Genomic DNA, 25826 nt, shown 5'->3' on the forward strand with positions numbered 1-25826 from the left:
GCTCGGGCCCGCTATCTCCCCCTCGACCCCCTGGGGTGGGGCGGGGGTTGCCCACCCGCCCCCTTGTCTGCGGGCCGGGGGGGGGTGGGGAGCGGTATCCCCCTGGACCGGATCAGGGAGGGTTGGGGGCTTCCCGTCAGTCCCATCGTCCTTCCGGTTCGGGCCGGTCCCTCAAGGGCGCTCCTTCGTCGCGTCACTTCGTGATCGCCTTCGGCGACCCTTGACCGACCGACCCGCCCCGGAAAGCCGAAAGACTGCCGGGAAACCCCCAAAGAAACGGCACGGTCCATGGTGGAGGGACGGGTCCGTCAGCGATGAGGCGAGGGGTCGGGGGCCGGCACGCCGGGCATCCGGGCCCCCAAGAGCCGAGATCCGGAGCCGGTGCGCGACTACCCGCACGAGAGGGCGAACAGAGCAGCCCAGGAAGCCCCCAGACGCGACAGATCGCTACGCGCTCCTCATTTCTTGGCGTCCGGCGACCGCCTGGGGCTGCTACCCGCACCAGAGGGCGAACAGAGCAGCCGAGGAGGCGGACGGGCGCGTCGGATCGCTACGCGCTTCTCAGATCTTGGCGGCCGACGGCCGTCTGGGGCGATGCTTTCGGGCTTTCACAAATGGCCCTGAGCCATAGGCTGTTCGGTGTCGAGCTGCACAGAGAAGGGGCAAGGCCGTGTCATCCGATACACCCCCCGACCCGTACGACAACCCTGTCGCATTCGGGCAACGTGTTCAGATCTACCGCACCCGTCGAGGCATGACCCGTGAGCAGTTGGCCGGGCTGCTCGGCCATCATCCGTCGTGGGTCAAGAAGGTAGAGACCGGGGCCATGAGAATGCCGAGACTGCCGGAGATTCTCGGCATTGCCCAAGCCCTGCGTGTCCGTCGGCTGAACGACCTCGTGGGAGATCTCGGTACGGCGCAGAACACCGAGCTGTTCCTCGGCCCTGGCCACGACCAGTTGCCGGCAGTGCGTGCTGCACTCACCGCCTTTCCGGCCGGTGGAGACCGTCAGGCCCCCTCCCAGGCGTTCCTGCGGGCGGCTTTGGATGCCGCATGGGACGCGAGGCACAAGGCGCCGAACCACCGGGCGGTCATCGGCGCCTTGCTGCCAGGTCTGATCCGGGACACGCAGCTCGGGGTCAGGCAGGCCGAGACTGCCGCCGAGCGGCGGAACGCCCTGCGGCTCAAGGCGGAGACCTACTTCCTCGCCCAGTTCTTCGTCGCCTACCAGCCGGACCCCGCGCTGTTGTGGAGGGTCGCCGATCGCGGAATGAATGCCGCGCAGGAGTCCGAGGACCCGCACGCGGTGGGTGTCGCTGCTTGGCTGTCCGCTCAGGCGCACCGGGATTCCGGGCAGTACGACGAGGCGGACGACGTGGTCCAGCAGGCCCTGAGACTGCTGGAGCCCAGGTTGTCGGATGCTGAGGTGGAGGTGCGGGCGATTGTTGGCGCTTTGCGGGCGGAAGCTGCGCTGACTGCCGCGAAGCGCCGTGAGACGGGTGCTGCGTGGGGGTGGTGGGAGCGCGCGGAACGTGTGGCCGAGGAGCTTCCCGACGGCTATTTCCACCGGGTGACGAGCTTCGGGCGACCGGTGATGGGAGCGCACGGGGTCACCGTGGCGGTGGAGCTGAGGGCCGGCGGGGAGGCCGTTCGGCAGGCGGCCGGTTCGGAGACGGTGATCATCCCGTCACTGCCCCGCCGGGCCCGACACAGGATCGAGCAGGCTCGGGCATACCAGCTGGACGGGCAGCCGGACGTGGCGCTGGCGACGCTGGAACAGGCACATGCGGTGGCGCCGGAGACGACCCGCTACAACGGCTACGCACGGGCCATCGTGCTGGAGGAATCGGCATCACGGCTGCCCGAGCGGCGGCAGCGGGCCAGCCGACTGGCCGTGGACATCGGCCTGCTCGCCGCGTAGAAGAAAGGGGCCCGATTCGGGCCCCTTCCTGCCGGAATCCCTCTCTAACGTCGTACCTGATCGACCTGGCGACCTAGGGAGTGGCCTGTGTGCACGTGTACTTGCAGCGAGACAGCGGACAGCGGCGGCGAGCCCAGTACGGATCTGTTCGACCGGGCGCTGGCCGGGTGGGAGCGCTTCCTCGGCACGTTCGAGGAGGCGTCCGATGAGTGAGTGCTACGAGTACGTCCCGCACCGCCTCCTCCGCCGACGTGTCCGCGACATCGCTTCGGGTGTCGAGGGTGTGCTGATGGCGGTGATCAACGAGAACGTGTCCGATACGGGTATCGAACGCTGGATGGAGCTCGCCTACATCCGTGGTGCCTCCGGTCGCGAATTCACCACGGCCGTCACCAACGTGGAACCCGCCTGAGGGCGAAACTGCCCTGGGCGATGATGGGGAGATGGAGCACCTCCCGTCGGTGAACGTCCTCACCCTTCGCGCCGACCGTCCGCATCCCCAAGCAGTGTTCTACTCGGTGGGCATACGGCCCTTCATCGACGGGTGGGACGTTCTGGAAGAGATCCACCCCGGCGGCGATGCGAGCTGCCGCCAGGGGATGTGGTTCGGACCTCCTGAGACGTGGCCGTTGTGGGCGGCCGAGGAGCCGGCCCGGGTCGAGCTGTCGAACAACGACTGCGTGACCGACTGCTGCGGAGGGGTGTTCGTCACCATCCGGCGCCAGGGGGACCGGGTGGTGTGGAGTGGCTGGGAGAACACCGATGACATTCGGGTTCCCCTTCCAGCCGAGGCCGAGTTCGACGCTGTCCAGTACGACGCCGAGCTCGCCCGCGTCGTCGCGGACCACAGCTGGGAAGAACCCGTGGACGCGGCCGCCCGCCTGCTCGCCCAAGGGATCACGGACTCCGGCTGGTACGAGCGCTGGAACTGTCTGCCGCTGCGGCAGGGCATCAACGTCAGCGGCCGGGGGGAGTCCTCGTGCGTGTCGATGTACTTCCTGACGGGTCCCGACAGCGGTTCTCGCGGGTACACGATGCAGGTGTCCGCGCACGAGCCCGTCCAGGACCAGGTTCGACGGTTCGTCGAGGAGATCACGGCCACCGATCCCCGCAAGACCGCACAGGGCCACTGAAACGGCGGCGTAACGAGCCCCGCGTACCGTCGGCTGGATGACCATGGAAATCCGGCCCGGTGTCGAGGACGACCTCGACGAGCTGACCCGCATCTACAACCACTACGTCATCGAGACGCCGATCACCTTCGACGTCGAGCCCTTCACCCCCGATCAGCGGCGGCCGTGGCTGCTGGCCCACCCCACATCCGGCCCGCACCGCCTGCTCGTGGCCGAGGAGGGCGGAAAGCTCCTCGGCTACGCGACGAGCAGTGCCTTCCGCCCCAAGCCGGCCTACGCCACCTCCGTGGAGACCAGCGTCTACCTGGCACCCGAGCACGTCGGCCGTGGCATCGGCGGCCTGCTCTACACCTCGCTCTTCGAGGTCTTGGCGCAGGAGGACGTCCACACGGCGCTCGCGGGGATCGCCATGCCCAACCAGGCGTCCCAACGCCTCCACGAGCGCTTCGGCTTCCGGCAGGTCGGCCTCCTCGAACAGGTCGGCGGGAAGTTCGACCGCTTCTGGGACGTGGCCTGGTTCCAGAAGTCCCTGTGACCTCTCGCTGATCGGGCCATCAACCCCATACGGCCGTCAGCCGCCGAGACGGGAGAAGCGAGTAGCGATCTGTCGCGCCCATGCGCTTCCCGCCCGTCATGATCACCCTCTGGTGTAGGTATCAGCCCAAGACGGTCGCCGGACGCTGAGGAATGGGGAGCGCGTAGCGATCTGTCGCGTCTGGGTGCACGTCAGGGTGCTCTGATCAACCTCCCGTGCAGGTAGTCGAGCCCCTGGCGCGGAATGAGACTGCTGAGGGCCCGGATGCCTGGCGGGCCGCCCCCGGCACCGCGCCTGGTCCCTGAGATGCCCGTCCCTCCACCATGGACCGTGCCGTTTCTTTGGGGGTTTCCCGGCAGTCTTTCGGCTTTCCGGTTCGGGTCGGTCGGTCAAGGGTGGCCGAAGGCCATCGCGTAGCGACGCGACGAAGGAGCGCCCTTGAGGGACCGGCCCGAACCGGAAGGACGATGGGACTGACGGGAAGCCCCCAACCCTCCCTGAGGCCGCCCCGCTACGACGCCGCCCCCGTGACCCCGCCCCCCAGCAACCGCGCCTTGGCCCGCGTGAACTCCTCCGGGGTCAGCAGCCCCTCCCGGGTCAGGTCCGCCAGTTGGGTCAGCTCCGCCACCAGGCTGCCGGGCAGCGGTGGAGCCGCCGGGGCTCCCGGGCCGGGGGCGGAGGGGGCTTGGGCCGGGGCCGGCTGCGGTTCCTCCTCGGAGGTGGGGGCCGGACCGGGCGCCTCCGCCCAGGGTGCCCCCTCCAGGGACTCCGCGTCCCCCATCCGGTCCCCGTGCTCGTCCTCGTACTCCTCCCCGAACCCCTCCACCACCGCCTCCCCGGTGTCCTCCGCCTGCGCCCACTCCGCCGCGCCCGCCGCCCGGCGCAGCAGGCCGCGCAGGAGGGGCCGGCCCGCCGGGCGGTTCGCCGCCTTGACCGTCACGCCCACCGGCCGGATGAACATCACGCCACCCCCACCCGCTCCGCCGGGATCCTGACCGAGCCGACGATCCGGCCGCCCGCAGCCCGTACCGCTACGGCCGCGTCCTGGGCCCAGACGTGTTCGACCACCAGCAGCAGCGCGCAGCTGCCCCGGTCCAGGAGCTCCGCCGCCTCGCGGACGTCCTCGGGGCCGATCAGCCGGGCCACGTCCCGGCCGGCCAGGATGCCCTGTAGCTCCACGAACTCGTCGAACTCCGCCGCGAACACCTCCCCGGAGGCCGTCTTCGTCGCGACGAGGCCGTCGATGAGCCGGACCACCCCGGTCTTGCGCAGCCCCATCACGGCCTCGACCGCCGGGACCCGGAGCTGTTCCTCCGGGAAGGCGAGGACGATGAATTCCACAGGTCCCATGAGCCGGGCTCCTCACTCCTGACCGTTCCTGCTGGACCGTTCCTGCTGGACCGTTCCCGTCCGACCGTTTCTGACGACTCTTCGGCACCCTATGACATAAGCGGACATACCAGCCGCGACCTTGCTACGTTTCCCCGTATGACCGCTCTGACGGCGAAGGTGACGGAGCCCGCTCCGCCGCCGCCCCCCGACGCACGGGCCGCCAAGCGCCGCGGCATCGAGCTGACGCTCCTGGCGGGCGCGGTCCTGATCTCCGTGCTGGGTCACCTCTACGTGGGCCTCGCCGCGGACGGCAAGAGCACCCGGGCCCCCGCGGCCCCCTACGCCGCCGGGCTCGGCGGGGCCGCGCTGATCGCGCACCTGGCCGTGCGGCTCAGGGCCCCGTACGCCGATCCGCTCCTGCTGCCGATCGCCGTCCTGCTCAACGGGCTCGGGCTGGTGCTCATCCAGCGCCTCGACCTGGCCACCCCGGGGGCGCCCGGGGCGGGGGACCAGTTGCGGTGGTCGGCGCTCGGGGTGGTCCTCTTCGTGCTCGTCCTGGTCCTCCTGCGCGACCACCGGACACTCCAGCGGTACGCGTACCTGTCCGTCACCGCCGCCCTCACCCTCATGCTGCTGCCCGTCTTCTTCCCGGCCGTCAACGGCGCCCACATCTGGATCCGCTTCGCCGGGCTGTCCTTCCAGCCGGGGGAGTTCGCCAAGATCCTGCTCGCCCTGTTCTTCGCCGCCTACCTCGCCGCGAACCGCACCGCCCTCGCCCTCACCGGACGCCGGCTCTTCTGGAAGCTGCGCCTCCTGCCCGGCCGGGTGCTCGGGCCGATCCTCGCGATCTGGCTGCTCAGCGTCGGGGTGCTCGTGCTCGAACGGGACCTCGGCACCTCCCTCCTCTTCTTCGGCCTCTTCGTGATCATGCTGTTCACCGCGACGGGGCGGATCGGCTGGATCGCCATCGGGCTGCTGCTCGCCGCCCTCGGGGCCTACGCCGTCGGGACCCTCGAACCGCACGTCCACAGCCGCGTCCAGGACTGGATGAATCCTTTCGCCTCCATCGAGCGCGGCGACGGCCCCGGCCAGCTGGCCCAGTCCCTCTTCGCCTTCGCCGCCGGCGGCCTGCTCGGCGCCGGCCTCGGCCACGGCCAGTCCTTCCTCATCGGCTTCGCCGCCAAGTCGGACTTCGTCCTCGCCACCGCCGGAGAGGAGCTCGGCCTCGTCGGCCTCACCGCCATCCTGCTCCTCTACGGGCTCCTCGTGTCCCGGGGCTTCCGAGCCGGACTCGCGCTGCGCGACCCCTTCGGGCGGCTGCTGGCCACCGGGCTCGCCTCGATCGTCGCCCTCCAGGTGTTCGTCATCGCGGGCGGCGTCACCGGCCTGATCCCGCTCACGGGCATGGCCATGCCCTTCCTCGCGCAGGGCGGCTCCTCCGTGGTCACCAACTGGATCATCGTCGCCCTCCTCGTCCGGCTCAGCGACAGCGCCCGCAGGCCCAGACCGGGCCCCGGAGACGGCCCCGGCCCCGCCCCCGCCCCCGCCCCCGCGCGGGAGGGGTCCGCGTGATCCGCTACATCCGCTGGTGCGCGTACTTCTGCGCCCTGCTGCTCGCCGCCCTGCTGGCCAACGTCGCCCGGGTGCAGGTGTGGGAGTCCGCCGCCTACGGCGCGAACCCCGCCAACAAGCGCCCCGCCATCGACCGCTACGCCGAACCGCGCGGCGACATCCTGGTCGACGGCAGGCCCGTCACCGGCTCCCGCGACAGCCGCCAGCTGCTGCGCTACGAGCGGACCTACACCAACGGCCCGCTCTACGCGCCCGTCACCGGCTTCTCCTCCCAGACGTACGGGACCAGCTTCGTCGAGCGCGCCGAGGACGCCGTCCTCTCCGGCACCGATCCGGGACTGTCCGCCTTCCCGCTCTGGTACGACCTCTCGCGCGGCCGCCCCGGCGGCGGCAACGCCGTGACCACCCTGCGCGCCGCCGTGCAGCAGGCCGCGTACCGGGGGCTCGGCGGCAAGCGCGGCGCCGTCGCCGCCGTCGAGCCGGCCACGGGCAGGATCCTCGCCCTGGTCAGCAGCCCCTCGTACGACCCGGGGCTGCTCTCCGGCACCGGTACGCGGGTCAAGGCGGCCTGGGAGCGGCTGAACGCGGACCCCACCCGGCCGATGCTCAACCGGGCGCTGCGCGAGACCTATCCGCCGGGCTCCACCTTCAAGATCGTGACGGCGGCCGCAGCCCTCGACGCGGGCGTGGTCACCGACGTCGACGCCCCGACCCGGACCCCGGACCCGTACCGGCTGCCCGGCACCAGCACCCTGCTGCCCAACGCGGCCGAGGGCTGCGCGGAGGCCTCGATGGCGGAGGCGGTGCAGTGGTCCTGCAACACGGTGATGGCCGACATCGGGGTACGGGTCGGGCTGCGCGGGATGGTGGAGGCGGCGGAGCGCTTCGGGTTCAACGACGAGGGGCTGCGGATCCCGACGTGGGTGTCGCGGTCGGACTTCGACACCGACATGAGCCCCGACCAGCTGGCGCTGTCCTCGATCGGGCAGTTCAACACCAAGGCCACCCCGCTGCAGATGGCCATGGTCGCGGCGGCCGTGGCCAACGGGGGCGAGATCCGCACCCCCTACCTGGTGGACCGCACGACCCAGGACGACGGCTCCCTGGTGCGGCGTACCGGCCAGCGCACCCTCGGCCGGGCGATGAGCCCGGCCACGGCGCTGCGCGTGCAGGAGCTGATGGTGAAGGTGGTGGAGGACGGCACCGGGCGCAACGCGGCGATCCCGGGCGCGCTGGTCGGCGGCAAGACCGGCACGGCGCAGCACGGCGTCGGCAACGCGGGCACCCCGTACGCCTGGTTCATCGCCTGGGCCCGGGGGCAGGACGCGCCGCAGCCGGCGGTGGCGGTGGCGGTGGTGGTGGAGGACGCCTCGGCGGTGCGCGGGGACATCAGCGGCAACGGCGCGGCGGCCCCGATCGCACGGGCGGTGATGGAGGCGGCACTGCGGACGTACACCCCTTAGCGGGGTGCCCGCCCGCTGTCACCGTCAGGCCTGCGCGTCCCCGCCGTCAGGCCCGCCCGCCCCGCCGTCAGGCCTGCGCGCCCTCCTGGATGGCGGCCTGCACCTCCGCCACCCGTTCCCGCTCCTCGGTGGCGAAACGCTCCCGGTCCAGCGACTCGGCGATCTCCTCGTCCTGGGCCATCAGCAGGTCGAGGTTGGAGTCGCCCATCTCGAAGACGCCCATCTCCAGGTACGCCTTCTGCAGCCGGTCCCCCCACAGTCCGATGTCCTTGACGCACGGCACGATCCGGCTGAACAGCAGCTTGCGGAACAGGTGCAGGAACTCGGACTGCTCGGTGTACTCCACCGCCTCCCGCTTCGGGATGCCGAAGTTCTCCAGGACCTCCACCCCGCGCAGCCGGTCGCGCATCAGGTAGCAGCCCTCGATGACGAACTCCTCGCGCTCGCGCAGTTCGGCGTCCGTCAGCTGCTTGTAGTAGTCGCGCAGCGCCATCCGCCCGAAGGCCACGTGGCGGGCCTCGTCCTGCATCACGTACGCGAGGATCTGCTTGGGCAGCGGCTTGTCCGTCGTGTCGCGGATCATCCCGAAGGCGGCCAGCGCCAGCCCCTCGATGAGCACCTGCATGCCGAGGTAGGGCATGTCCCAGCGGGAGTCGCGCAGGGTGTCGCCGAGGAGCCCCTGGAGGCTGTCGTTGATCGGGTAGAGCATCCCGACCTTCTCGTGCAGGAAGCGCCCGAAGATCTCGGCGTGCCGGGCCTCGTCCATGGTCTGGGTGGCGGAGTAGAACTTCGCGTCCAGGTCGGGCACGGACTCCACGATGCGTGCCGCGCAGACCATCGCGCCCTGCTCGCCGTGCAGGAACTGGCTGAAGTTCCAGGCGCTGTAGTGGCGGCGCAGCTCACCCTTGTCCCGTTCGGTCATCTTCGCCCAGTGCCGGGTGCCGTGGAGGGTCAGCGTCTCGTCGGGGGTGCCGAGGGGGTCGTACGGGTCCACCTCGATGTCCCAGTCGATGCGCTTGGCGCCGTCCCACTGCTTGTCCTTGCCCTTCTGGTAGAGCGCGAGGAGGCGGTCGCGTCCCCCGTCGTACTCCCAGCTGAAGCGGGCCGCGCCGGAGGCGGGGACCGGCCACACGGTCTCGTCCGGGGCCTGGGTGTAGAGCTCGTGCGTCGACACTGACGCCTCCTCGTCTCGCGTACTGCGTCTCGCGTACTGCCGTGCGGGAGTGGACAGTTGGCAGCGTCACACGTTGGTAGACGTGGGGTCAACAAGTCGTGCGCGGGGGATTGACGGCCTTGCTGACAGGGAGTCTCATAAGAGGTGACCGCAGGTAACCCGACAGGTGACCCCCACAGGCAACCCGACCGCGAGGTGCCCGAAGCCATGACGACAGTGACGGAACGAGCCGCGCTGAGGGACGCCCTCGGCCTCCTCAAGGACCGCGAGCAGATCGCCGAACGACTCCTCGAATCCTCCGCCAAGCACTCCTTCGACCCCGACCGGGAACTCGACTGGGACGCCCCGCCGATCGACGGCAAGTACTACTGGCCGCCCGAGCTGCTCTCCCTCTACGACACCCCGATGTGGAAGAAGATGGGCGAGGAGCAGCGCATCGACCTCTCCCGCCACGAGGCCGCCTCCCTCGCCTCCCTCGGCATCTGGTTCGAGATCATCCTCATGCAGCTCCTGGTCCGGCACATCTACGACAAGTCGCTGACCAGCAACCACGTCCGCTACGCGCTCACCGAGATCGCCGACGAATGCCGGCACTCCATGATGTTCGCCCGCATGATCCAGAAGGGCGGCGCCCCCGAGTACCCGGTCACCCGCCTCAACCACAACCTCGCCCGCGTCCTCAAGACCGTCTCCACCACCCCCGGCTCCTTCGCCTGCACCCTCCTCGGCGAGGAGATCCTGGACTGGATGCAGCGCCTCACCTTCCCGGACGAGCGCATCCAGCCCCTCGTCCGCGGCGTCACCCGCATCCACGTCGTCGAAGAGGCACGGCACGTCCGCTACGCCCGCGAGGAACTGCGCCGCCAGATGCTGACCGCCCCGCGCTGGGAGCAGGAACTCACCCGCATCAGCTGCGGCGAGGCCGCCCGCGTCTTCTCCGTCGCCTTCGTCAACCCCGCCGTCTACGACAACGTCGGCCTCGACCGGCGCGAAGCCGTCGCCCAGGTCAAGGCCAGCGGCCACCGCCGCGAGGTCATGCAGAGCGGCGCCAAACGCCTCACCGACTTCCTCGACGACATCGGCGTCCTGCGCGGCGTCGGCCGCAGGCTCTGGCGCAGCTCCGGCCTCCTCGCGTAGAGGGGTCGTCTACGCTGCGGGCATGACCGTACGGGCGTACCGCAGACTGAGCGTCGAGGAGCGGCGCGCCCAGCTCCTCGACGCCGCACTGTCGTTGTTCGCGCACCGCGCCCCGGAGGAGATCTCCCTCGACGACGTCGCCGAGGCCGCCGGCGTCTCGCGCCCGCTGGTCTACCGCTACTTCCCGGGCGGCAAGCAGCAGTTGTACGAAGCCGCGCTGCGCTCGGCGGCGGACGTCCTCGAACTGTGTTTCGCCGAACCGCAGACCGGCCCGCTCACCCAGCGGCTCTCCCGTGCCCTGGACCGCTACCTGGCCTTCGTCGACGAACACGACGCCGGCTTCGCCGCGCTGCTCCAGGGCGGCAGCGTCGTGGAGACCTCCCGCACCACGGCCACGGTGGACGGCATCCGCCGCGCCGCCGCCGAACAGATCCTCCTCCACCTCGGCGTCTCCGCCCCCGGCGCGCGGCTGCGGATGATGGTCCGCACCTGGATCACGGCCGTGGAGGCCGCCTCGCTCATCTGGATCGACGAGGGCAAGCAGCCCGAGGCCGCCACGCTGCGCGACTGGCTGGTGGACCAGTTCATCGCCCTGCTCACCGCCACTGCCGCCACCGACCCCGAAACGGCCACGGCGGCCCGCGCGGCCCTCGCCCTGGAACGCCCGGACGGTCCGGCCGGGGTCCTGGCCCGCCGCGTCATCCCGGTGGTGTCCGAGGCCGCCCACCTGCTGTGACACTGGTGGGGTGAGAAGCGAACCGACCCCCTTCGAGGGCGGGCCGATGGACGGCCGCGTCCTCCCGATCCTCGTGGGCCCGACGGGCCACCCGCCGAAGTGGTACGAGATCCCGGTCCCGGCAGCGGACGGCGGCCCCCCGACGGTACTGCTGTACGAGCGCGTGCCGTCGGGGTACACGAAGCGGCTGGGGCTCCAGAAGGGGTGGAAGTACGCCTACTCCCCAACGGGCGAGAAGCCGAAGCTCCGCTGGCCCTGGACGAAGCCGCGCGGCGGCCGCTGAGCCGGGCCGGGGCGCGGGGGCACGGGGGCACGGGGCCCGGGGGACCGGGGCACGGGGCGCCGGCCGGGCCCCCGGAAGCCCGCTCGCGCGACGGAGCCGCGGCCTAAGGCGCCGGCAGGGTCAGTACCGCCTCCGCGCCGCCGCCCCGGGCCCGGCGGAACTCCAGGCGGGCGCCGATGGCCTCCGCCTGGCCCGCCGCGATCGTCAGGCCGAGGCCGTGTCCCTTGCCCCCGCTGCGGAAGCGCTGCGGTCCGTCCGTGAGGAGGTACTCGGGGTACCCGTCGCCGTGGTCCCGTACCGTCACCACCGGGCCGTCCACCGTGAGCACCACCGGGCCCCGCCCGTGCTTGTGGGCGTTGGCGAGGAGGTTCCCGAGCACCCGTTCGAGGCGCCGCCGGTCCGTCTCGACGTGGGCGTCCCGGACCACGACCACCTCGGTCTCCAGCCCCGACGCCCGCACCACCCGCCGGGCCAGCCGCTCCAGCTGGTGCAGGTCGGTGTCGACCCGCTCGCTCCCCGAGTCCAGCCGTGAGATCTCCAGCAGGTCCTCCGTCAGCTGCCGCATCGTGCGCACCCGCTCCCGGACCAGCTCCGTCGGCCGTCCCTCCGGCAGCAGTTCCGAAGCCGCCTGCAGACCCGTCAGGGGCGTGCGCAGCTCGTGCGCGACGTCCGCCGTGAAGCGCTGCTCGCTCTGCAGCTTCCGCTGGAGGGTCCCGGCCATGGTGTCCAGCGCGGCCGCCACCGTCGACACCTCGTCCTGGTGCCGAGAGGGGTCCTGCGTCCGGGGGTCGCCGACCCGCGCGTCCAGGTCGCCCTGGGTGATGCGGCGCGCGACCGTCGCCGTCTGGTGCAGCCGCCGCGTCACCCGGGTCACCGCGAAGGCGCCGATCAGCAGGGTGCCGCCGAGGGCCAGGACGGAGGAGCCGATGATCGCGTTGTCGAGGCCCCGGATGGTTCCCGCGCTCTGCCCGTAGTCGATGAGGGTGGCCAGCGCCTTCCCGTCGGCCGGGGCCGCCGCCCACATCACCGGCCGCCCGCCGGCGTCGCCGACGACCGTTCCGCGCCGGCCGCTCAGCGCGAGCTCCCGCAGCTCAGGGGGGAGCCCCGCCGGGTCGAGTCCGGACTGCGGCGGCAGGGTCTCGCCCGCCTCGTAGGCGTACGAGGCCTCGTCGAGCTTGTCCAGCGCCTTGTCCCGGGCCGCCGCCACCGTCTGCCGGGTCACCTCGACGTGCACCAGTACGCCCAGCACCGCCGCCAGCGCACAGCACATCACCACGATGAAGCAGGCGGACTTCCAGGTCAGCGTGGCCGTCCACGCCGGCAGCCACGCCCTCACCGCGTACCCGGAAGACTGCTCGAGGGCGACGGCGACGACCCCACGGAGGGCGACTGCGACGCCGCCGCCCCGGCCGGCACCCGTACGATCTGCTCGCGCTCCGGCAGCATCGTCCGCTGCTTCGCGTCCCAGGACCAGGCGGTGATCAGCTCGTAGCCGGGGTTGCCGCTCGGCACGCGCAGGATGACGTCCCGCCCCGCCAGCTCCACGCCGATCACGGTCTCGGTGGTGGCCATGATGCGGTTGAGCCGGCCGCCGGCGTCCACCGTGTACACCCGTACGGACATCATCCTGTCGGGGAGCTCGATGCCGATCACCAGCTCGTCCTTGCCGTTCCCGGTCAGGTCCCGGTAGTACGGCTGCCGCACCGGGCACGCGGCCGGGTCCTGTCCGATCTTCCCGCAGGCGCGGATCGCGGCGGCGGTCTCCCCGGGCATGCCGTCCGGGCCGACGCTGATGTCCGGATGGGCGCGCAGCTCCGCCTGCACCAGGGCGACCGGGTCGACCTCGTGGACGTTCTGGTCGGTGACCTTCGGCAGCCCCCGTACGTACTCCGGCGGCGCGCCCCCCGGATCGGCGGGCGGTACCTCGGCACCCCGGCGCTCGGGCCACAGGTGTACGGGGCCGCTGGCGGTCGGGGTCGGCCCCGCGGAGGCGAGCCCGCCGGTGTCCCCGCAGCCGGCGGCCAGCGGCAGCAGCAGGGCGGCCGCCAGCAGCGCCGCGGGGGAGGACGTGCGCACGTGCGGGCCCTCCTCTGAACGCGGCCGGTCGGCGATGGTCGATATCCAGCCAACCCTATGCGCAGCTCGACCGCATTTGTCGCCCGGAGGCGGCGGTCAGCCGTCCGTGCGCCCCCGCCGCAGCATCGCGAAGCCCAGCCCGGCGGCGCCGACGGCCGCGATGCCACCGCCCGCCGCGAGCAGCAGTACGCCGTCGCCGGGCCCGTCGGCCAGCGTGTTCAGCCGCAGCGCCTCGGCGGTGCCGGGGGCGCCGGTGCCGCCCTTGGCCGGGCTGCCGGCCGCCGGGCCGCCCGCCGGGATGTCCAGCGACGCGGGCACGACCTGGCCGGAGCCGCCCGCGCCGTGCCGGGTCCCCGTCTTGTGGCCGTCGCCGGCGACGGCGTGGGCGCCGCCCCCGGGCACGGTGTCGCCGACCCAGGAGGACAGCCGCCCGTCGGGCCGCAGTGCGGCGTGCAGTTCACCGGCGGCGCCGACCCCGGTGGACCCGTCGCGGCTGGTCAGGGTGGCGACCTTGGCGCCGGCACGCAGGATCTCGGCCTGGTACGCGTCCTTCGCGAGGCGGTACACCTTCGCGGTCGACCGGCCGTCGGCGAGGGAGATGCTGCTGACGAGGGTCCGCTGCGCGCCGGAGGCGGCCGGCGCCCCGTCGGCGAGCGCGGCGGCGGTCGGCAGTGCCAGGAGTGCGCCGGCGCATGCGGTCACGGCGGTGGCGCGAACGATGGTGCGGCGGCGGGCGGTTTCCACGGGATTCCCTCGGCAACGGTCAGGGCCTGGCGCTTCCAGACGCCACAAAACTAGGGCCCGGCCGTTGCGGTAGGGCGATGACCTTGTAACAGGAAGGCAGCAGGGAGCCGACGGAGCTGTTACACAACCGAGGGATTGCCCGGGGGAGCGGCGCCTGCTCCCATGGACGGCGGGGGTGAGGCCGATGCGCGGACTCAAGGTCCTTCCGAGCGGCCGGCCCGGCCGCGGCCGGCTCTACGTCAACCGGCCCGACGGCCAGGCCGTTGCCTGGTACGACCGGCAGGCCAACCGGATCAGCGTCCTGGCGGACGACCAGCGCGAGGCGGTACTGGCGGTCCTGCGCCCGTACCTGACCCGCGGCTGGAGCATCGGCCCGCCGCCGGTGCCCACCCCCGCCGAGCTGCGCGGCCTGAGCCTGCCGCCCGACGGGGACCTGGCCCCGAACCGGCCCGGCGAGACCCTGTTGGGGGAGCTCGCGTACGGGTCCCCGGGCAGCCGGGCCCGGCACCGGATGCGGCAGGAGCTCCAGGCGCGGCAGCGCACGGGTGCGGAGGTCGACCTGCTGGAGGCCTCGGACTGGCGGGCGCTGCACGACGTGCCGCTGCCCGGTCTGGGGCTGCTGGACCACCTGCTCATCGGCCCGCCGGGCGTCCTGGCCGTGCGTACGGTCCCGGGCCGCCGCCAGCGCGCCCAGGTCGGGGACCTGCTGCTGACGGTGGGCCGCGCCGAGCCCCGTCCGGACCCGCGCTGGATCCGGCGGGCGGCCGCCTGCGCCGCCCGCGTGCTGGCCGCGCCGGTCACCCCGGCCCTGGTCCTGGCCGACGCCGCCCGGGTGGAGGTGGCGCCGACGCAGCGCGACGTCCTGGTCCTCCAGCCCCCGACCCTGACGACCCTGCTGCGGGGCACGCCGGCGACCCTCAAACCCCCGGAGATCGAAGCCCTCTTCGCCGTGGCCCGCGCCCGCCCGGCGTGGACCTAGGGTCTGCCTTCCGGGTCAGGCCGAAGTCCGCTTGCGCGGCGCGGCCTTCTTCGCGGCGGCCGTCTTCTTCGCGGCGGCGGAGGCGGACTTGGCGGCGGTCGAGGTGGACTTCCGGGCCGTGGAGGCGGACTTCGTGGCCGTGGAGGTGCTCTTCCTGGCGGTGGCGGCGGACTTCGTGGCGGCCGAAGTCGACTTCTTGCCGCCCGACTTGGCGGACGAGGCCGTCGAGGCCGGCTTCGCCGTCGTCTTCGCCGTGGACTTCGCCGTGGTCTTCTTCGCCGCCGGGGCCGCCTTCCGTCCGGCGGCCCCGGCCGTCGACTTCTTCCCGCCCACCGCCTTCGGCGCGGCGGCCGCCGCGCCGCGCCGGATCGGGGTCACCTCCGCCTCCGTGCCGCCCTCCCCGCCCTCGTCCGTGCCCCGCGAGGCCCTGGCGGCCCGCACGCTGTTCTCCAGCGCCGCCATCAGGTCGATCACCTGCCCGCCGGCCGGCTCCACCACGGCCTCCGCGGGCTCGAACGCCCCGCCCGCCTTCGCCGCGATCATCGCCTCCACGGCCTCGCGGTAGTCGTCGTGCAGGGAGGTCATCTCCACCTCGCCCAGCGTCGCCATCAGCGCGTCGGCCAGGTCCAGTTCGGCTTCCCGCACGGACACCGAGGCCTCCGGGGCCACCCCCTCCGGCGCCCTGATCTCGTCCGGCCACAGCAGCCCGTGCATCGCGATCACGTCGTCGACGACCCGCAGCATGCCCAGCCGCTCCCGCCCCCGCAGCGCGTACTTGGCGATAGCCACCCGCCGGCTGCGCTTGAGCGCCTCCCGCAGCAGCGTGTACGGCTTGGCCGCCGTGGCCCCGTTCGCGGCGAGGTAGTACGCGGCGTCCAGCTGGAGCGGATCGATCTCGTCGGCCGGCACGAACGACACGATCTCGATCGTCTTCGCCGTGGCGATCGGCAGCCGGGCCAGGTCCTCCTCCGTGATCGGGATGATCGACCCGTCCGCCTCCTCGTACCCCTTGCCGATCTCGGCGGAGGGCACCTCCTCCCCGTCCAGTTCGCACACCTTGCGGTAGCGGACGCGGCCGCCGTCGGTCACGTGGATCTGACGGAAGGAGATCGAGTGGCTCTCGGTGGCGTTCACGAGCTTGATCGGGATGCTGACCAGGCCGAAGGAGATCGCCCCGTTCCAAATGGATCGCACGGTTCCTCCTGATTCATGGCAATCTCATCGTATGACGCCGATCACGATGGTGGAGGGGCGTCGCATCGCGCTCAGCAACCTGGAGAAGGTCCTCTACCCGGAGACCGGCTTCACCAAGGGCGAGGTGCTGCACTACTACGCCACCGTCGCGGACGCCCTCCTCGCGCACATCAAGGACCGCCCGCTGTCCTTCCTGCGCTACCCGGACGGCCCGGACGGCCAGCTCTTCTTCACCAAGAACCCGCCGCCCGGTACGCCCGCCTGGGTGAGGACCACCCCCGTGCCGCGCTCCGAGGACGAACGGGCCGAACAGGTGGTCGTGTCCGGCCTGGCGTCCCTGATGTGGGCGGCCAACCTCGTCGTCGAGTTCCACACCCCCCAGTGGCGGGCCGGCGCCCCCGCCGTCGCCGACCGGCTCGTGCTCGACCTCGACCCCGGCCCGCCCGCCACCGTCGTCGAATGCTGCGCCGCCGCCCTGTGGCTGCGCGAGCGCCTCGCCGCCGACGGCCTGACCGCGTACGCCAAGACCTCCGGCTCCAAGGGCCTCCACCTGGCCGTGGCGCTCGAACCGGTCCCCTCCGCGCGCGCCTCCGCGTACGCCAAGGCCCTCGCCCAGGAGGCCGAGGCCGAGTTCCCCGACCTGGTCGTGCACCGCATGGCCAAGGCGCTGCGCCCCGGCAAGGTCTTCGTCGACCACAGCCAGAACGCCGCCGCCAAGACCACCGCGGCTCCCTACACGCTGCGCGCGCGGCGCCTGCCGACCGTCTCCGCGCCCGTCTCCTGGGCGGAGGTCGAAGCCTGCCGCGACCCCCACGACCTGGTGTTCCTCGCCGACGACATCCCGCCCCGGCTGGCCCGCGACGGCGACCTCCTCGCCCCGCTCACCGACCCCGGACGGGCCGGGAGCCTGCCGTGACCCCGCAGGCCGTCAGGGTCGCGCTCGCCTCCGCCGTACGGACCCTGCCGCGGGGGGCGGGCCTGGCGTACGAGCCGAAGTTCGACGGCCACCGCATGGTCGTGCTGCGCACCGAGGAGGACGTGGTGCTCCAGGCCCGCTCCGGGCGGATCGTCACCGGCGCCTTCCCCGACCTGGCGGCGGCCGCCCGGCAGTTGCCCGCCGGGACCGTGCTGGACGGGGAGGTGGTCGTCTGGCACGCGGGCCGCACGGACTTCGCGCTGGTCCAGCGGCGCGCGGCGGCGGCCAACGCGGCCCGGGCCGCGGTGCTCGCGCAGAGCCTGCCGGCCTCGTACGCGGCGTTCGACGTGCTGGAGCTGGCCGGGGTGGACGTACGCGGCCGCCCCTACGAGCGGCGCCGGGCCCTGCTGGTCGACCTGCTGCTGCCGCTGGGCCCGCCGCTCCAGCCGGTGCCGATGACGACGGACCCCGAGCTGGCCGAGACCTGGTACGAGACCCTGCCCGCCAGCGGCATCGAGGGCCTGGTCGTCAAGCGGCTGGACCAGCCCTACCCGGCCGGGCGGCGCGCCTGGCGCAAGCTCCGGCACACCGACGTGCGGGACGCGGCGGTGATCGGCTACACCGGCACCCCGCGCCGCCCGCTGGCGCTCGTCCTGGTCCTGCCGGGGGAGGAGGACCAGGCGCCGCTGGTGTCGAGCCCGCTCTCGGCGGTGCTGCGCGCCGAGCTGGCGGCGGTCGTCGCGGAACGCGGGGGCGCGGGTACCGGCGGGGGCGTGGTCACGGCGATCGGGCTCGGCGAGGTGCCGTTCACCCTGCTGGACCCGCCGCTGGCGGCCGAGGTCCGGCACACCGCGCTGCGCCACCCCCCGCCGGAGGTGCTGCGGCTGCGGACGGACCTCTGAGCCGCGCGGCAGGCGCGGCCCAGAGGTCCGGGCGGGATGTTCAGGCGTGCGCGCCGCGTCCCGCGTCGGGCGGCGCCCCCGGCTGCGGGTGCGGTCCGGGGCCCTCGGGCTTCTCGTAGCCGGACTCGCGCTCGGCCCGTACCTGGTCGGCGTGGTCGGAGGTGGTGGAGCCGAAGTTCCCGTACCCCTGCATCTCGTGCGGCCGCAGGCCGCCCTCGGGGATCTCCACCGGGTCACGCTCCTCGCGGACCTCGTGGACCGGCCCGCCGTCGGGCAGGTGCGGCTGGCTCTCCGGGGTGGGCGGCGGCGGCTCCTTCTCCCGGACCCGCTGGCCCAGCTTGAACCCGGCGAGCAGGACGCCGGCGATGACGATGCCGACGACGAAGAACCACGCGATGTCGGTCAGGATCTCGTCCACGCTGAGGATCGTGTCCATAGGGCCCATTTTCCCGCTTTTGCTACTTTTGCACGTGGGGGCAGCGCAAAGAATGCCCCCGGAAACCCGCCCCGGCCCGACCCCCCACCGCCCCGGGCCGCGCCCGCCCCCTACTCCGAACGGATGACGGGGACGGACGGCGGGGCGGATGATGACGGGAGGGCCCCCGGCCCCTCAGCGCAGCGGCCCGTCCGAATCCCGCAGCCCCCGCGCGTCCCGCCCCCCGAGCACCCCGAGGATCTCGGCGCAGATGGCCAGCGCCGTCTCAGCCGGGGTCCTGGCCCCCAGGTCCAGCCCGATCGGCCCGTGCACCCGCGCCAGCCCGTCCTCGCCCACCCCGGCGGCCAGCAGGCCCTCCCGGCGCCGCGCGGTGGTCCGCCGCGACCCCAGCGCGCCGACGTACGGGACCCCCAGCGCGAGCGCGTTCCGCAGGACCGGCACGTCGAAGTCCGGATCGTGGCTGAGCAGCACCAGGCAGGCGGCGTCCCGGTGCGCGGTCAGCGCCTTCTGCGCGTCCGCCGCGTTCTCCACCACCACGGACTCCCAGCCCAGCAGCGCCGCCTGCGCCCCGATGACCTCGGCCAGCTCCCCGGTCCCGCCGACCACCACGTACGGGGCCGACGGGTACGCCTCCACCAGCACCAGCCCGGACCCCCCGTACAGGGCGTCCCGCCCGGGCCGCCGGGTCCCCAGCAGCTCCCCGGCCCGCCGCCCGGCGTCGTCGGCCGGCTCGTCGCCGGCCCGTACGACCTCGCTGACGGCGCCGTCCGCGCCCTCGCTGAGCCGGGTCACCAGCGCCACCCCGGCCCCGGTGCCCAGCAGTTCCCACCATTCGGCGGGGATCGCGGACAGCGGCTGCAGCAGCACCTCCGCCCGCCCGCCACAGGTCAGCTTCGCCTCCGCGGCCTCGTCGGCCCCCACCGACACCTCGCACACCCGCGCGGTCTCCCCGGCGCCGCCCAGGGCCCCGGCCTCCGCGACCAGCTCGGCGTCGAACACCCCGCGGTACAGGGCCCCGACGCACTCCCCGCGGGGGTCCACGAGCACGGCCCCGGCCGGGTCCCGGGGTCCGAACCCCTGCTCGGTCACCGGCCGGGCCAGGAACGCCACCCGCCCCTCCGCCGCCCACTGCCGCGCCGTCTCCGCAAGCCCACGCATCCTCGTCGCCCCATCCTCTGTGCGCTCCCTCGCCGCAAAGCGCCTGGTCAACGGGCACGAAGCGGCCTCGGGAACCACCCTACGCACGCCCCCGGCCGCCACCCATCCCCCGAACCCACCAACCCCGGCCCGTCGCCCTCGTACGGACCACCGGAACCGTCCACGAGTGGCCGCTCCGCCGCCACCACGGAGAATCGAGGGAGCGAAGGGACACTCAGCCCGTGCTCATCCTGAAACGCGCCTTCGGCTCCCTCTCCGTACGCAACTTCCGGCTCTTCTTCCTCGGCCAGCTCCTCTCGGTGACGTGCACCTGGATGATGGTGATCGCGCAGGACTGGCTGGTGCTGGAGCTGTCGGGCGACTCGGGCACGGCACTGGGCGTGGTCACCGCCCTCCAGTTCACGCCGGTCCTCCTCCTCACCCTCTACGGCGGCCGGCTCGCCGACCGCCACAGCAAACGCCGCATCCTGATCCTGGCGAACCTCACGTCCGGCACCCTCGCGCTCGCCCTGGGGCTGTGGGTGGTCCGGGGCGACGTCCGGCTGTGGCACATCTGGCTCTTCGCCCTCCTCCTCGGCGCGGTCAACTCGGTCGAGGCGCCCACCCGCATCGCCTTCGTCGGCGAGATGGTCGGCAACGAACTGCTCCCCAACGCGTCGGCGCTGAGCGGCGCGTACTTCAACGCCGCCCGGGTGGCCGGCCCCGCGGCAGCGGGCCTGCTCATCGCCCGCCTCGGCGTCGGCCCGGTCATCCTGCTCAACGCGTGCAGCTACCTGGCCGCCGTGGCGGGCCTCGCCCTGATGCGCCCCGCGGAACTCCACGGCCCGCCCTCCCGCCCCGCGGGCGCCAGCGTCGTGGACGGCCTCCGCTACGTCTCCCGGCGCGCCGACCTGATCCTGCCCCTCTCCCTGGTCGGCGTACTGGGCCTGGCCGGCTTCAACTTCCAGCTGACGCTCCCGCTGCTGGCCAAGACCGAGTTCCGCACCGGCTCGGCGGCCTTCGGACTGCTGAGCAGCTCCCTCGCGGCGGGCTCCCTCCTGGCCGCCTTCGCGACGACGGCCCGCCGCGAACGCCCCACGGCGGCCGTGGTCACCGGCTCGGCCCTGGCCTTCGGCGCCGCGGAAGCCCTCACGGGCCTGGCCCCCACCCTCCCGACGGCGGCCTTCTGCCTCGCCCTCACGGGCTTCGCGATGATGTACTTCGCCCAGGCGGCCAACCACCGCGTCCAACTCGGCTCGGACCCCGCCTACCGCGGCCGCGTGATGGCCCTCTTCACCCTGATCTTCATGGGCACCACCCCCCTGGGCGCCCTCCTGACGGGCTGGCTCTCCGACCACTGGGGCCCCCGCTGGTCCCTCTCGACGGGCGGCCTCATCTCCCTGACGGCCGCGGCCCTGGCCCTGACGCTGCCCCCGACCCGGGAACCCGCCCGCGAGCTGGACGACTCCCGCACCTGACCGACGCGCGCCGGGTTCCCCAGCCGGCCGGCGGCTCATGTGCCCATTCCGTGCACCGAGTTGGGGCCGGCAGCGGAACGGCCGACCGCACATACGCGAAGACCCCGTCTCAGCGTTACCGCTGATGGCGGGGTCTTTGGGCACTTCCTGCGAAGTGCCCCCGGCAGGATTCGAACCTGCGCACACGGCTCCGGAGGCCGTTGCTCTATCCCCTGAGCTACGGGGGCGTGTCGTTCGCTGTGCGGCGACGGGTTGAACACTACCAGCTTCCGCGGGGTGATCAGGAACCGATTTGGGCGGCCGGGGGAGGTCGGTCGCCCGGAGGGGGTGGAAGTGGCAAAAACCCGGACGCGGGGGCTTAGGGCGACCTACTCTCGAGTTGTGCCAGGCGCCTCGGGCCGGGTGCTTGTTGTCGACGACAACAAGGTCATCCGGCAGCTGATCAAGGTCAATCTCGAGCTGGAGGGCTTCGAGGTAGTGACCGCGAACGATGGTGCCGAGTGTCTGGACGTGGTGCACCGGGTGTGTCCCGACGCGATCACCCTTGATGTGGTCATGCCCCGGCTGGACGGGTTCGGGGCCGCCGCGCAGTTGCGGGCCGATCCGCGGACGAGGCATGTGCCCGTCGCCATCGTCAGCGCCTGTACCCAGCTCGAGGTCGAGGCCGGGATCGCCGCCGGCGTGGACGCGTTCGTCGCCAAGCCCTTCGAGCCCGCGGAGCTGGTGCGGGTCGTACGGCGGCTCGTCGAGCGGAAGGGTGCCCCTGCGGGGAGGGCCGGGAGGGCCGGTCGGGGGGCCTGAGGGCGGTCGCCTGTTCACATGGCGAAACCCGATGCGGGGCACAGGGGCTTCTCGCCTAGGCTGGGTTCCGTGATCCCCGCCGACCTCTCTCGTGCCGTCGTACAAGCCGTACGCCGTGCCGTCGAGGGCGGTGAGCTCGCCGCCGGCGTGCCCGGGCGGGTGGTCGTCGAGCGGACCCGGCCCGGGGGAGTGGGGGAGTACGCCTCCCCCGTCGCGCTCCAGGTGGCGAAGAGCGCCCGGCTGGAGCCCCGTGAGGTCGCCCGGGTGCTCGCGGGCCGGCTCCTCGCCGACGAGCCCGGGATCCTGGGCGTGGAGATCACCGGCCCCGGATTCCTGAACTTCAGCCTCGCGCCCCCGTCCGCCGCCGCGCTCGTGCGCGAGGTGAGGGCGCGGGGGGCCCGGTACGGGTACGTGCCCGGTGCGGAGCCTCGGGGGAGTGCGGTACGGGCCGCCGTGCGGCGGATCCAGGAGAGCCAGGGCGTCCCGGACGGGCCCGTGCCGCGCGTCGCGCCCGTCGCCCGGCGGGACGGGGACGTCGTCGCCGCGTACGGGGCGGACGCCGCCGCCTGGGCCATGCTCTGCGTACCGGCCCGCGAGACCCCCTCCTTCACCCCCGCCCTGCTCGTCCAGGACGAGTCCAGTGAGTTCTTCCGCGTGCGGTACGCCCATGCCCGGGTGCGGGCGCTGGGGATCAATGCCGGTGACCTGGGGTTCCGTGGCGAGCCCGGCGACGAGGCGGACGGCCGCGAGCTGCTGCGGTTGCTCGGCGAGTACCCGCTCGTGCTGGAGGCCGCAGCTCACCACCAGGCCCCCGAGCGGCTCACCCGGCACCTCGTGGCCGTCGCCGACGCGCTCCTCGACTTCCAGCACCAGGTCCTGCCCAAGGGCGACGAGAAACCCTCGGCCGCCCACCGCGCCCGGCTGGCACTCGCCGAAGCCGCCGGGACGGTGCTGGCCGGCGGCCTCGCCCTGCTCGGCATCGACGCCCCAGACTGCCTGTGACCCGCGAAGAGAGATTCCGATGAGCCGTTCCGCCCACCCCGCCGGGCCCCGCCACGCCGACGTCCTGCCCGAGGGCCACTACGCCCCGCCGCCGGCCGACCTGAACGCGCTCGACGAGAAGGTGTGGTCCCGTACCGTCACGCGCGACGACGACGGCGTCGTGACCGTCGGCGGGCTCGAAGTGACCCGGCTCGCCGAGGAGTTCGGCACCCCCGCCTACTTCCTCGACGAGGAGGACTTCCGGGCCCGCTGCCGCGCCTGGGCGCACGCCTTCGGCAAGGACGCCGACGTGTTCTACGCCGGAAAGGCGTTCCTGTCGAAGGCCGTCGTGAAGTGGCTCAAGGAGGAGGGGCTGAACCTCGACGTCTGCTCCGGCGGGGAGCTGGCCACCGCCCTCGCCGCCGGGATGCCCGCCGAGCGGATCGCCTTCCACGGCAACAACAAGTCCGAGAGCGAGATCCGGCGCGCGGTCACCGCCGGCGTCGGGCGGATCGTCCTCGACTCCTTCCAGGAGATCGCCCGCGTCGCGCACGTCGCCCGTGAGCTGGGGGTGCGCCAGCCCGTGCAGATCCGGGTGACCGTGGGCGTTGAAGCGCACACCCACGAGTTCATCGCGACCGCGCACGAGGACCAGAAGTTCGGGATCGCCGTCGCCGACGGCTCCGCCGCCGAGGCCGTACGGCGGGCGCTCGGGCACGACTCCCTGGAGCTGCTCGGCGTCCACTCCCACATCGGCTCGCAGATCTTCGATATGGCCGGCTTCGAGGTCTCCGCGAAGAGGGTCGTGCGGCTGCTGGCCGCCGTCCGCGACGAGCACGGCGTCGAGCTCCCCGAGATCGACCTCGGCGGCGGCCTCGGCATCGCCTACACCTCCGCCGACGACCCGCGCGAGCCGCACGAGATCGCCAAGGCCCTCACCGAGATCGTCGCGCGGGAGTGCGAGAGCGCCGGCCTCAAGGCCCCCCGCATCTCCGTCGAGCCCGGCCGCGCCATCGTCGGGCCCACCGCCTTCACCCTCTACGAGGTCGGCACCATCAAGCCGCTGGAGGGCCTGCGCACGTACGTCTCCGTCGACGGCGGCATGTCCGACAACATCCGCACGGCCCTGTACGACGCCGAATACGCGGTCACGCTGGTCTCCCGCGTCTCCGACGCCGAGCCGATGCTCGTCCGCGTCGTCGGCAAGCACTGCGAGAGCGGTGACATCGTCGTGAAGGACGCCTTCCTGCCGGCCGACCTGGCCCCCGGCGACCTGCTCGCCGTGCCCGCCACCGGGGCGTACTGCCGCTCCATGGCCAGCAACTACAACCACGCGCTGCGGCCGCCCGTCGTCGCCGTGCGCGACGGCGCGGCGCGGGTCATCGTCCGCCGCGAGACGGAAGAAGATCTCCTGTCCCTCGACCTCGGGTGACCCCCATATTTCGGGGGGAAGCATCCGGACCCCCAAAATAGACGTTCAGTACACGTCTCACTCAATGGACCGGAGATGGAAACTCCTGTCCATTGCGTGAGACTGGTTCATACCTGGCGCGCAAAACCGCCCGCCGGGAGCGATGGAAGATCGAAAGGCGTAGGTCAATGATGCGTACGCGTCCGCTGAAGGTGGCGCTGCTGGGCTGTGGAGTGGTCGGCTCAGAGGTGGCGCGCATCATGACGACGCACGCCGACGACCTGACAGCCAGGATCGGCGCGCCCGTCGAACTCGCCGGCGTGGCTGTGCGCCGTCCCTCCAAGGTGCGCGAGGGCATCGACCCCGCCCTCGTCACCACCGACGCCACCGCCCTCCTCAAACGCGGTGACATCGACGTGGCCATCGAGGTCATCGGCGGCATCGAGCCCGCCCGCACCCTGATCACCACCGCCTTCGAGCACGGCATCTCCGTCGTCTCCGCGAACAAGGCGCTGCTCGCCCAGGACGGCGCGTCCCTGCACGCCGCCGCCGAGCAGGCCGGGCTGGACCTCTACTACGAGGCCGCCGTCGCCGGCGCCATCCCGCTGGTCCGCCCCATGCGAGAGTCCCTCGCCGGCGACAAGATCAACCGGGTGATGGGCATCGTCAACGGCACGACGAACTTCATCCTCGACAAGATGGACTCGACGGGCGCCGGCTACCAGGAGGCGCTCGACGAGGCCACCGCCCTCGGCTACGCCGAGGCCGACCCCACCGCCGACGTCGAGGGCTACGACGCCGCCGCCAAGGCCGCGATCCTGGCCGGCATCGCCTTCCACACCCGCGTCCGCCTCGACGACGTGTACCGCGAGGGCATGACCGAGGTCAGCGCCGCGGACTTCGCCTCCGCCAAGCGCATGGGATGCACCATCAAGCTCCTCGCCATCCTGGAGCGCGCGGCCGACGGCGAGTCCGTCACCGCCCGCGTCCACCCGGCGATGATCCCGCTCAGCCACCCGCTGGCCTCCGTCCGCGAGGCGTACAACGCCGTCTTCGTCGAGGCCGAGGCCGCCGGACGGCTGATGTTCTACGGGCCCGGCGCGGGCGGCTCGCCGACCGCGTCCGCGGTCCTCGGCGACCTCGTCGCCGTCTGCCGCAACAAGCTCGCCGAGGCAACGGGGCCCGGCGAGTCGGCGTACACCCAGCTGCCGGTCAGCCCCATGGGGGACGTCGTCACCCGTTACCACATCAGCCTCGATGTGGCGGACAAGCCGGGCGTCCTCGCCCAGGTGGCGACCACCTTCGCGGAGCACGGCGTGTCGATCGACACGGTCCGGCAGCAGGGCAAGGACGGCGAGGCCTCCCTCGTCGTCGTCACCCACCGCGCACCCGACGCCGCCCTCTCCGGGACCGTCGAGGCGCTGCGGAAGCTGGACACCGTGCGCGGTGTCGCCAGCATCATGCGTGTTGAAGGGGAGTAAGGAC

General features: G+C 72.7%; 26 protein-coding genes and 1 tRNA gene. 17 read left to right on the forward strand and 10 right to left on the reverse strand.

Going from position 1 to position 25826, the window contains the following annotated elements:
* Window positions 1–670: 670 nt before the first annotated feature.
* The 4 genes from D1J60_RS24045 to D1J60_RS24060 all read left to right on the forward strand — a co-directional run bounded on the left by D1J60_RS24045 (window position 671) and on the right by D1J60_RS24060 (window position 3589).
* Window positions 671–1921: a helix-turn-helix domain-containing protein gene (locus tag D1J60_RS24045; RefSeq protein ID WP_125822493.1), complete on the forward strand. Its 1251-nt coding sequence runs from the start codon at window positions 671–673 to the stop codon at window positions 1919–1921.
* 205 nt (window positions 1922–2126) lie between these two features.
* Window positions 2127–2333: a hypothetical protein gene (locus tag D1J60_RS24050; RefSeq protein WP_007266526.1), complete on the forward strand. Its 207-nt coding sequence runs from the start codon at window positions 2127–2129 to the stop codon at window positions 2331–2333.
* Between the two features lie 31 nt (window positions 2334–2364).
* Window positions 2365–3054 (forward strand): hypothetical protein, encoded by a 690-nt coding sequence (locus D1J60_RS24055; RefSeq protein ID WP_125822494.1) that lies wholly within the window; start codon window positions 2365–2367, stop codon window positions 3052–3054.
* Between the two features lie 37 nt (window positions 3055–3091).
* Complete coding sequence (locus D1J60_RS24060; protein WP_125822495.1) at window positions 3092–3589, forward strand: GNAT family N-acetyltransferase; 498 nt, start codon at window positions 3092–3094, stop codon at window positions 3587–3589.
* A gap of 511 nt (window positions 3590–4100) precedes the next feature.
* Here D1J60_RS24060 and D1J60_RS24065 read toward each other — a convergent pair.
* Entirely contained in the window at window positions 4101–4550 is a 450-nt protein-coding gene (locus tag D1J60_RS24065) for an SHOCT domain-containing protein (RefSeq protein ID WP_125822496.1), read from the reverse strand.
* The gene (locus tag D1J60_RS24070; protein ID WP_125822497.1) at window positions 4550–4939 is read right to left on the reverse strand and encodes a DUF6325 family protein; all 390 of its coding nucleotides are present in this window, start codon (window positions 4937–4939) and stop codon (window positions 4550–4552) included. The genes D1J60_RS24065 and D1J60_RS24070 overlap by 1 nt, the downstream gene beginning before the upstream one ends.
* A gap of 138 nt (window positions 4940–5077) precedes the next feature.
* On the opposite strand from D1J60_RS24070, the gene D1J60_RS24075 reads away from it, so the two are divergent.
* Together D1J60_RS24075 and D1J60_RS24080 are read left to right on the forward strand one after the other, a co-directional pair.
* The gene (locus D1J60_RS24075; protein WP_125822498.1) at window positions 5078–6493 is read left to right on the forward strand and encodes an FtsW/RodA/SpoVE family cell cycle protein; all 1416 of its coding nucleotides are present in this window, start codon (window positions 5078–5080) and stop codon (window positions 6491–6493) included.
* Window positions 6490–7956, forward strand: a complete 1467-nt coding sequence (locus D1J60_RS24080; protein WP_125822499.1) for a penicillin-binding transpeptidase domain-containing protein — start codon at window positions 6490–6492, stop codon at window positions 7954–7956. The genes D1J60_RS24075 and D1J60_RS24080 overlap by 4 nt, the downstream gene beginning before the upstream one ends.
* Before the next feature lie 67 nt (window positions 7957–8023).
* Here the strand turns inward: D1J60_RS24080 and D1J60_RS24085 are convergent, their stop codons facing one another.
* The gene (locus D1J60_RS24085; protein WP_125822500.1) at window positions 8024–9130 is read right to left on the reverse strand and encodes a ferritin-like domain-containing protein; all 1107 of its coding nucleotides are present in this window, start codon (window positions 9128–9130) and stop codon (window positions 8024–8026) included.
* A 207-nt stretch (window positions 9131–9337) separates the two neighbouring features.
* On the opposite strand from D1J60_RS24085, the gene D1J60_RS24090 reads away from it, so the two are divergent.
* From D1J60_RS24090 to D1J60_RS24100, 3 genes are read left to right on the forward strand one after another with little or no spacing between them, the layout of a single operon-like run.
* On the forward strand, window positions 9338–10267 hold the full coding sequence (locus D1J60_RS24090) for a diiron oxygenase (RefSeq protein ID WP_125822501.1): 930 nt from the start codon (window positions 9338–9340) through the stop codon (window positions 10265–10267).
* Window positions 10268–10289: 22 nt separating this feature from the next.
* On the forward strand, window positions 10290–11003 hold the full coding sequence (locus D1J60_RS24095; RefSeq protein WP_125822502.1) for a TetR/AcrR family transcriptional regulator: 714 nt from the start codon (window positions 10290–10292) through the stop codon (window positions 11001–11003).
* Between the two features lie 10 nt (window positions 11004–11013).
* Window positions 11014–11286, forward strand: coding sequence for a hypothetical protein (locus D1J60_RS24100; RefSeq protein WP_125822503.1), 273 nt, complete (start codon window positions 11014–11016; stop codon window positions 11284–11286).
* Window positions 11287–11389: 103 nt separating this feature from the next.
* On the opposite strand, the gene D1J60_RS24105 is transcribed toward D1J60_RS24100, so the two are convergent.
* From D1J60_RS24105 to D1J60_RS24115, 3 genes are all read right to left on the reverse strand, one after another.
* Window positions 11390–12556 (reverse strand): HAMP domain-containing sensor histidine kinase, encoded by a 1167-nt coding sequence (locus tag D1J60_RS24105; RefSeq protein ID WP_347147206.1) that lies wholly within the window; start codon window positions 12554–12556, stop codon window positions 11390–11392.
* Between the two features lie 62 nt (window positions 12557–12618).
* Window positions 12619–13362, reverse strand: coding sequence for a hypothetical protein (locus D1J60_RS24110; RefSeq protein ID WP_125822504.1), 744 nt, complete (start codon window positions 13360–13362; stop codon window positions 12619–12621).
* A 96-nt stretch (window positions 13363–13458) separates the two neighbouring features.
* Window positions 13459–14106 carry a hypothetical protein gene (locus tag D1J60_RS24115; RefSeq protein ID WP_125822505.1) on the reverse strand — a complete coding sequence of 216 codons (648 nt, stop codon included), beginning with the start codon at window positions 14104–14106 and terminating at the stop codon, window positions 13459–13461.
* Between the two features lie 184 nt (window positions 14107–14290).
* On the opposite strand from D1J60_RS24115, the gene D1J60_RS24120 reads away from it, so the two are divergent.
* Window positions 14291–15085, forward strand: coding sequence for an NERD domain-containing protein (locus D1J60_RS24120; RefSeq protein ID WP_125822506.1), 795 nt, complete (start codon window positions 14291–14293; stop codon window positions 15083–15085).
* Between the two features lie 15 nt (window positions 15086–15100).
* Here D1J60_RS24120 and D1J60_RS24125 read toward each other — a convergent pair whose 3' ends face one another.
* Entirely contained in the window at window positions 15101–16279 is a 1179-nt protein-coding gene (locus D1J60_RS24125; RefSeq protein ID WP_125822507.1) for a Ku protein, read from the reverse strand.
* 31 nt (window positions 16280–16310) lie between these two features.
* Between D1J60_RS24125 and ligD the strand changes: the two genes are divergently transcribed.
* Together ligD and D1J60_RS24135 are read left to right on the forward strand one after the other, a co-directional pair.
* Window positions 16311–17195 (forward strand): non-homologous end-joining DNA ligase, encoded by an 885-nt coding sequence (gene ligD, locus D1J60_RS24130; protein ID WP_125822508.1) that lies wholly within the window; start codon window positions 16311–16313, stop codon window positions 17193–17195.
* The gene (locus D1J60_RS24135; protein ID WP_125822509.1) at window positions 17192–18097 is read left to right on the forward strand and encodes an ATP-dependent DNA ligase; all 906 of its coding nucleotides are present in this window, start codon (window positions 17192–17194) and stop codon (window positions 18095–18097) included. The genes ligD and D1J60_RS24135 overlap by 4 nt, the downstream gene beginning before the upstream one ends.
* A 40-nt stretch (window positions 18098–18137) precedes the next feature.
* Here D1J60_RS24135 and D1J60_RS24140 read toward each other — a convergent pair whose 3' ends face one another.
* Entirely contained in the window at window positions 18138–18533 is a 396-nt protein-coding gene (locus D1J60_RS24140; RefSeq protein WP_125822510.1) for a DUF6479 family protein, read from the reverse strand.
* A 174-nt stretch (window positions 18534–18707) separates the two neighbouring features.
* Window positions 18708–19691, reverse strand: a complete 984-nt coding sequence (locus D1J60_RS24145; RefSeq protein ID WP_125822511.1) for an XdhC/CoxI family protein — start codon at window positions 19689–19691, stop codon at window positions 18708–18710.
* 221 nt (window positions 19692–19912) lie between these two features.
* Here D1J60_RS24145 and D1J60_RS24150 point away from each other — a divergent pair, with 221 nt between their 5' ends.
* Window positions 19913–21148, forward strand: a complete 1236-nt coding sequence (locus D1J60_RS24150; protein ID WP_125822512.1) for an MFS transporter — start codon at window positions 19913–19915, stop codon at window positions 21146–21148.
* Window positions 21149–21303: 155 nt separating this feature from the next.
* On the opposite strand, the gene D1J60_RS24155 is transcribed toward D1J60_RS24150, so the two are convergent.
* A tRNA-Arg gene (locus tag D1J60_RS24155) sits at window positions 21304–21375 on the reverse strand.
* 106 nt (window positions 21376–21481) lie between these two features.
* Here D1J60_RS24155 and D1J60_RS24160 point away from each other — a divergent pair.
* The 4 genes from D1J60_RS24160 to D1J60_RS24175 all read left to right on the forward strand — a co-directional run bounded on the left by D1J60_RS24160 (window position 21482) and on the right by D1J60_RS24175 (window position 25822).
* Window positions 21482–21949, forward strand: coding sequence for a response regulator (locus D1J60_RS24160; protein WP_164721081.1), 468 nt, complete (start codon window positions 21482–21484; stop codon window positions 21947–21949).
* Window positions 21950–22018: 69 nt separating this feature from the next.
* A complete protein-coding gene (gene nrtL, locus D1J60_RS24165) occupies window positions 22019–22951 on the forward strand; it encodes an ArgS-related anticodon-binding protein NrtL (RefSeq protein ID WP_125822513.1) in 933 nt (310 codons plus the stop codon).
* A gap of 19 nt (window positions 22952–22970) precedes the next feature.
* A complete protein-coding gene (lysA, locus tag D1J60_RS24170; protein WP_125822514.1) occupies window positions 22971–24362 on the forward strand; it encodes a diaminopimelate decarboxylase in 1392 nt (463 codons plus the stop codon).
* Window positions 24363–24529: 167 nt separating this feature from the next.
* Window positions 24530–25822: a homoserine dehydrogenase gene (locus tag D1J60_RS24175; protein WP_164720960.1), complete on the forward strand. Its 1293-nt coding sequence runs from the start codon at window positions 24530–24532 to the stop codon at window positions 25820–25822.
* Window positions 25823–25826: the final 4 nt, after the last annotated feature.

This window comes from Streptomyces sp. W1SF4, from assembly GCF_003950035.1.
GTDB classification, from domain to species: Bacteria; Actinomycetota; Actinomycetes; order Streptomycetales; family Streptomycetaceae; genus Streptomyces; species Streptomyces racemochromogenes.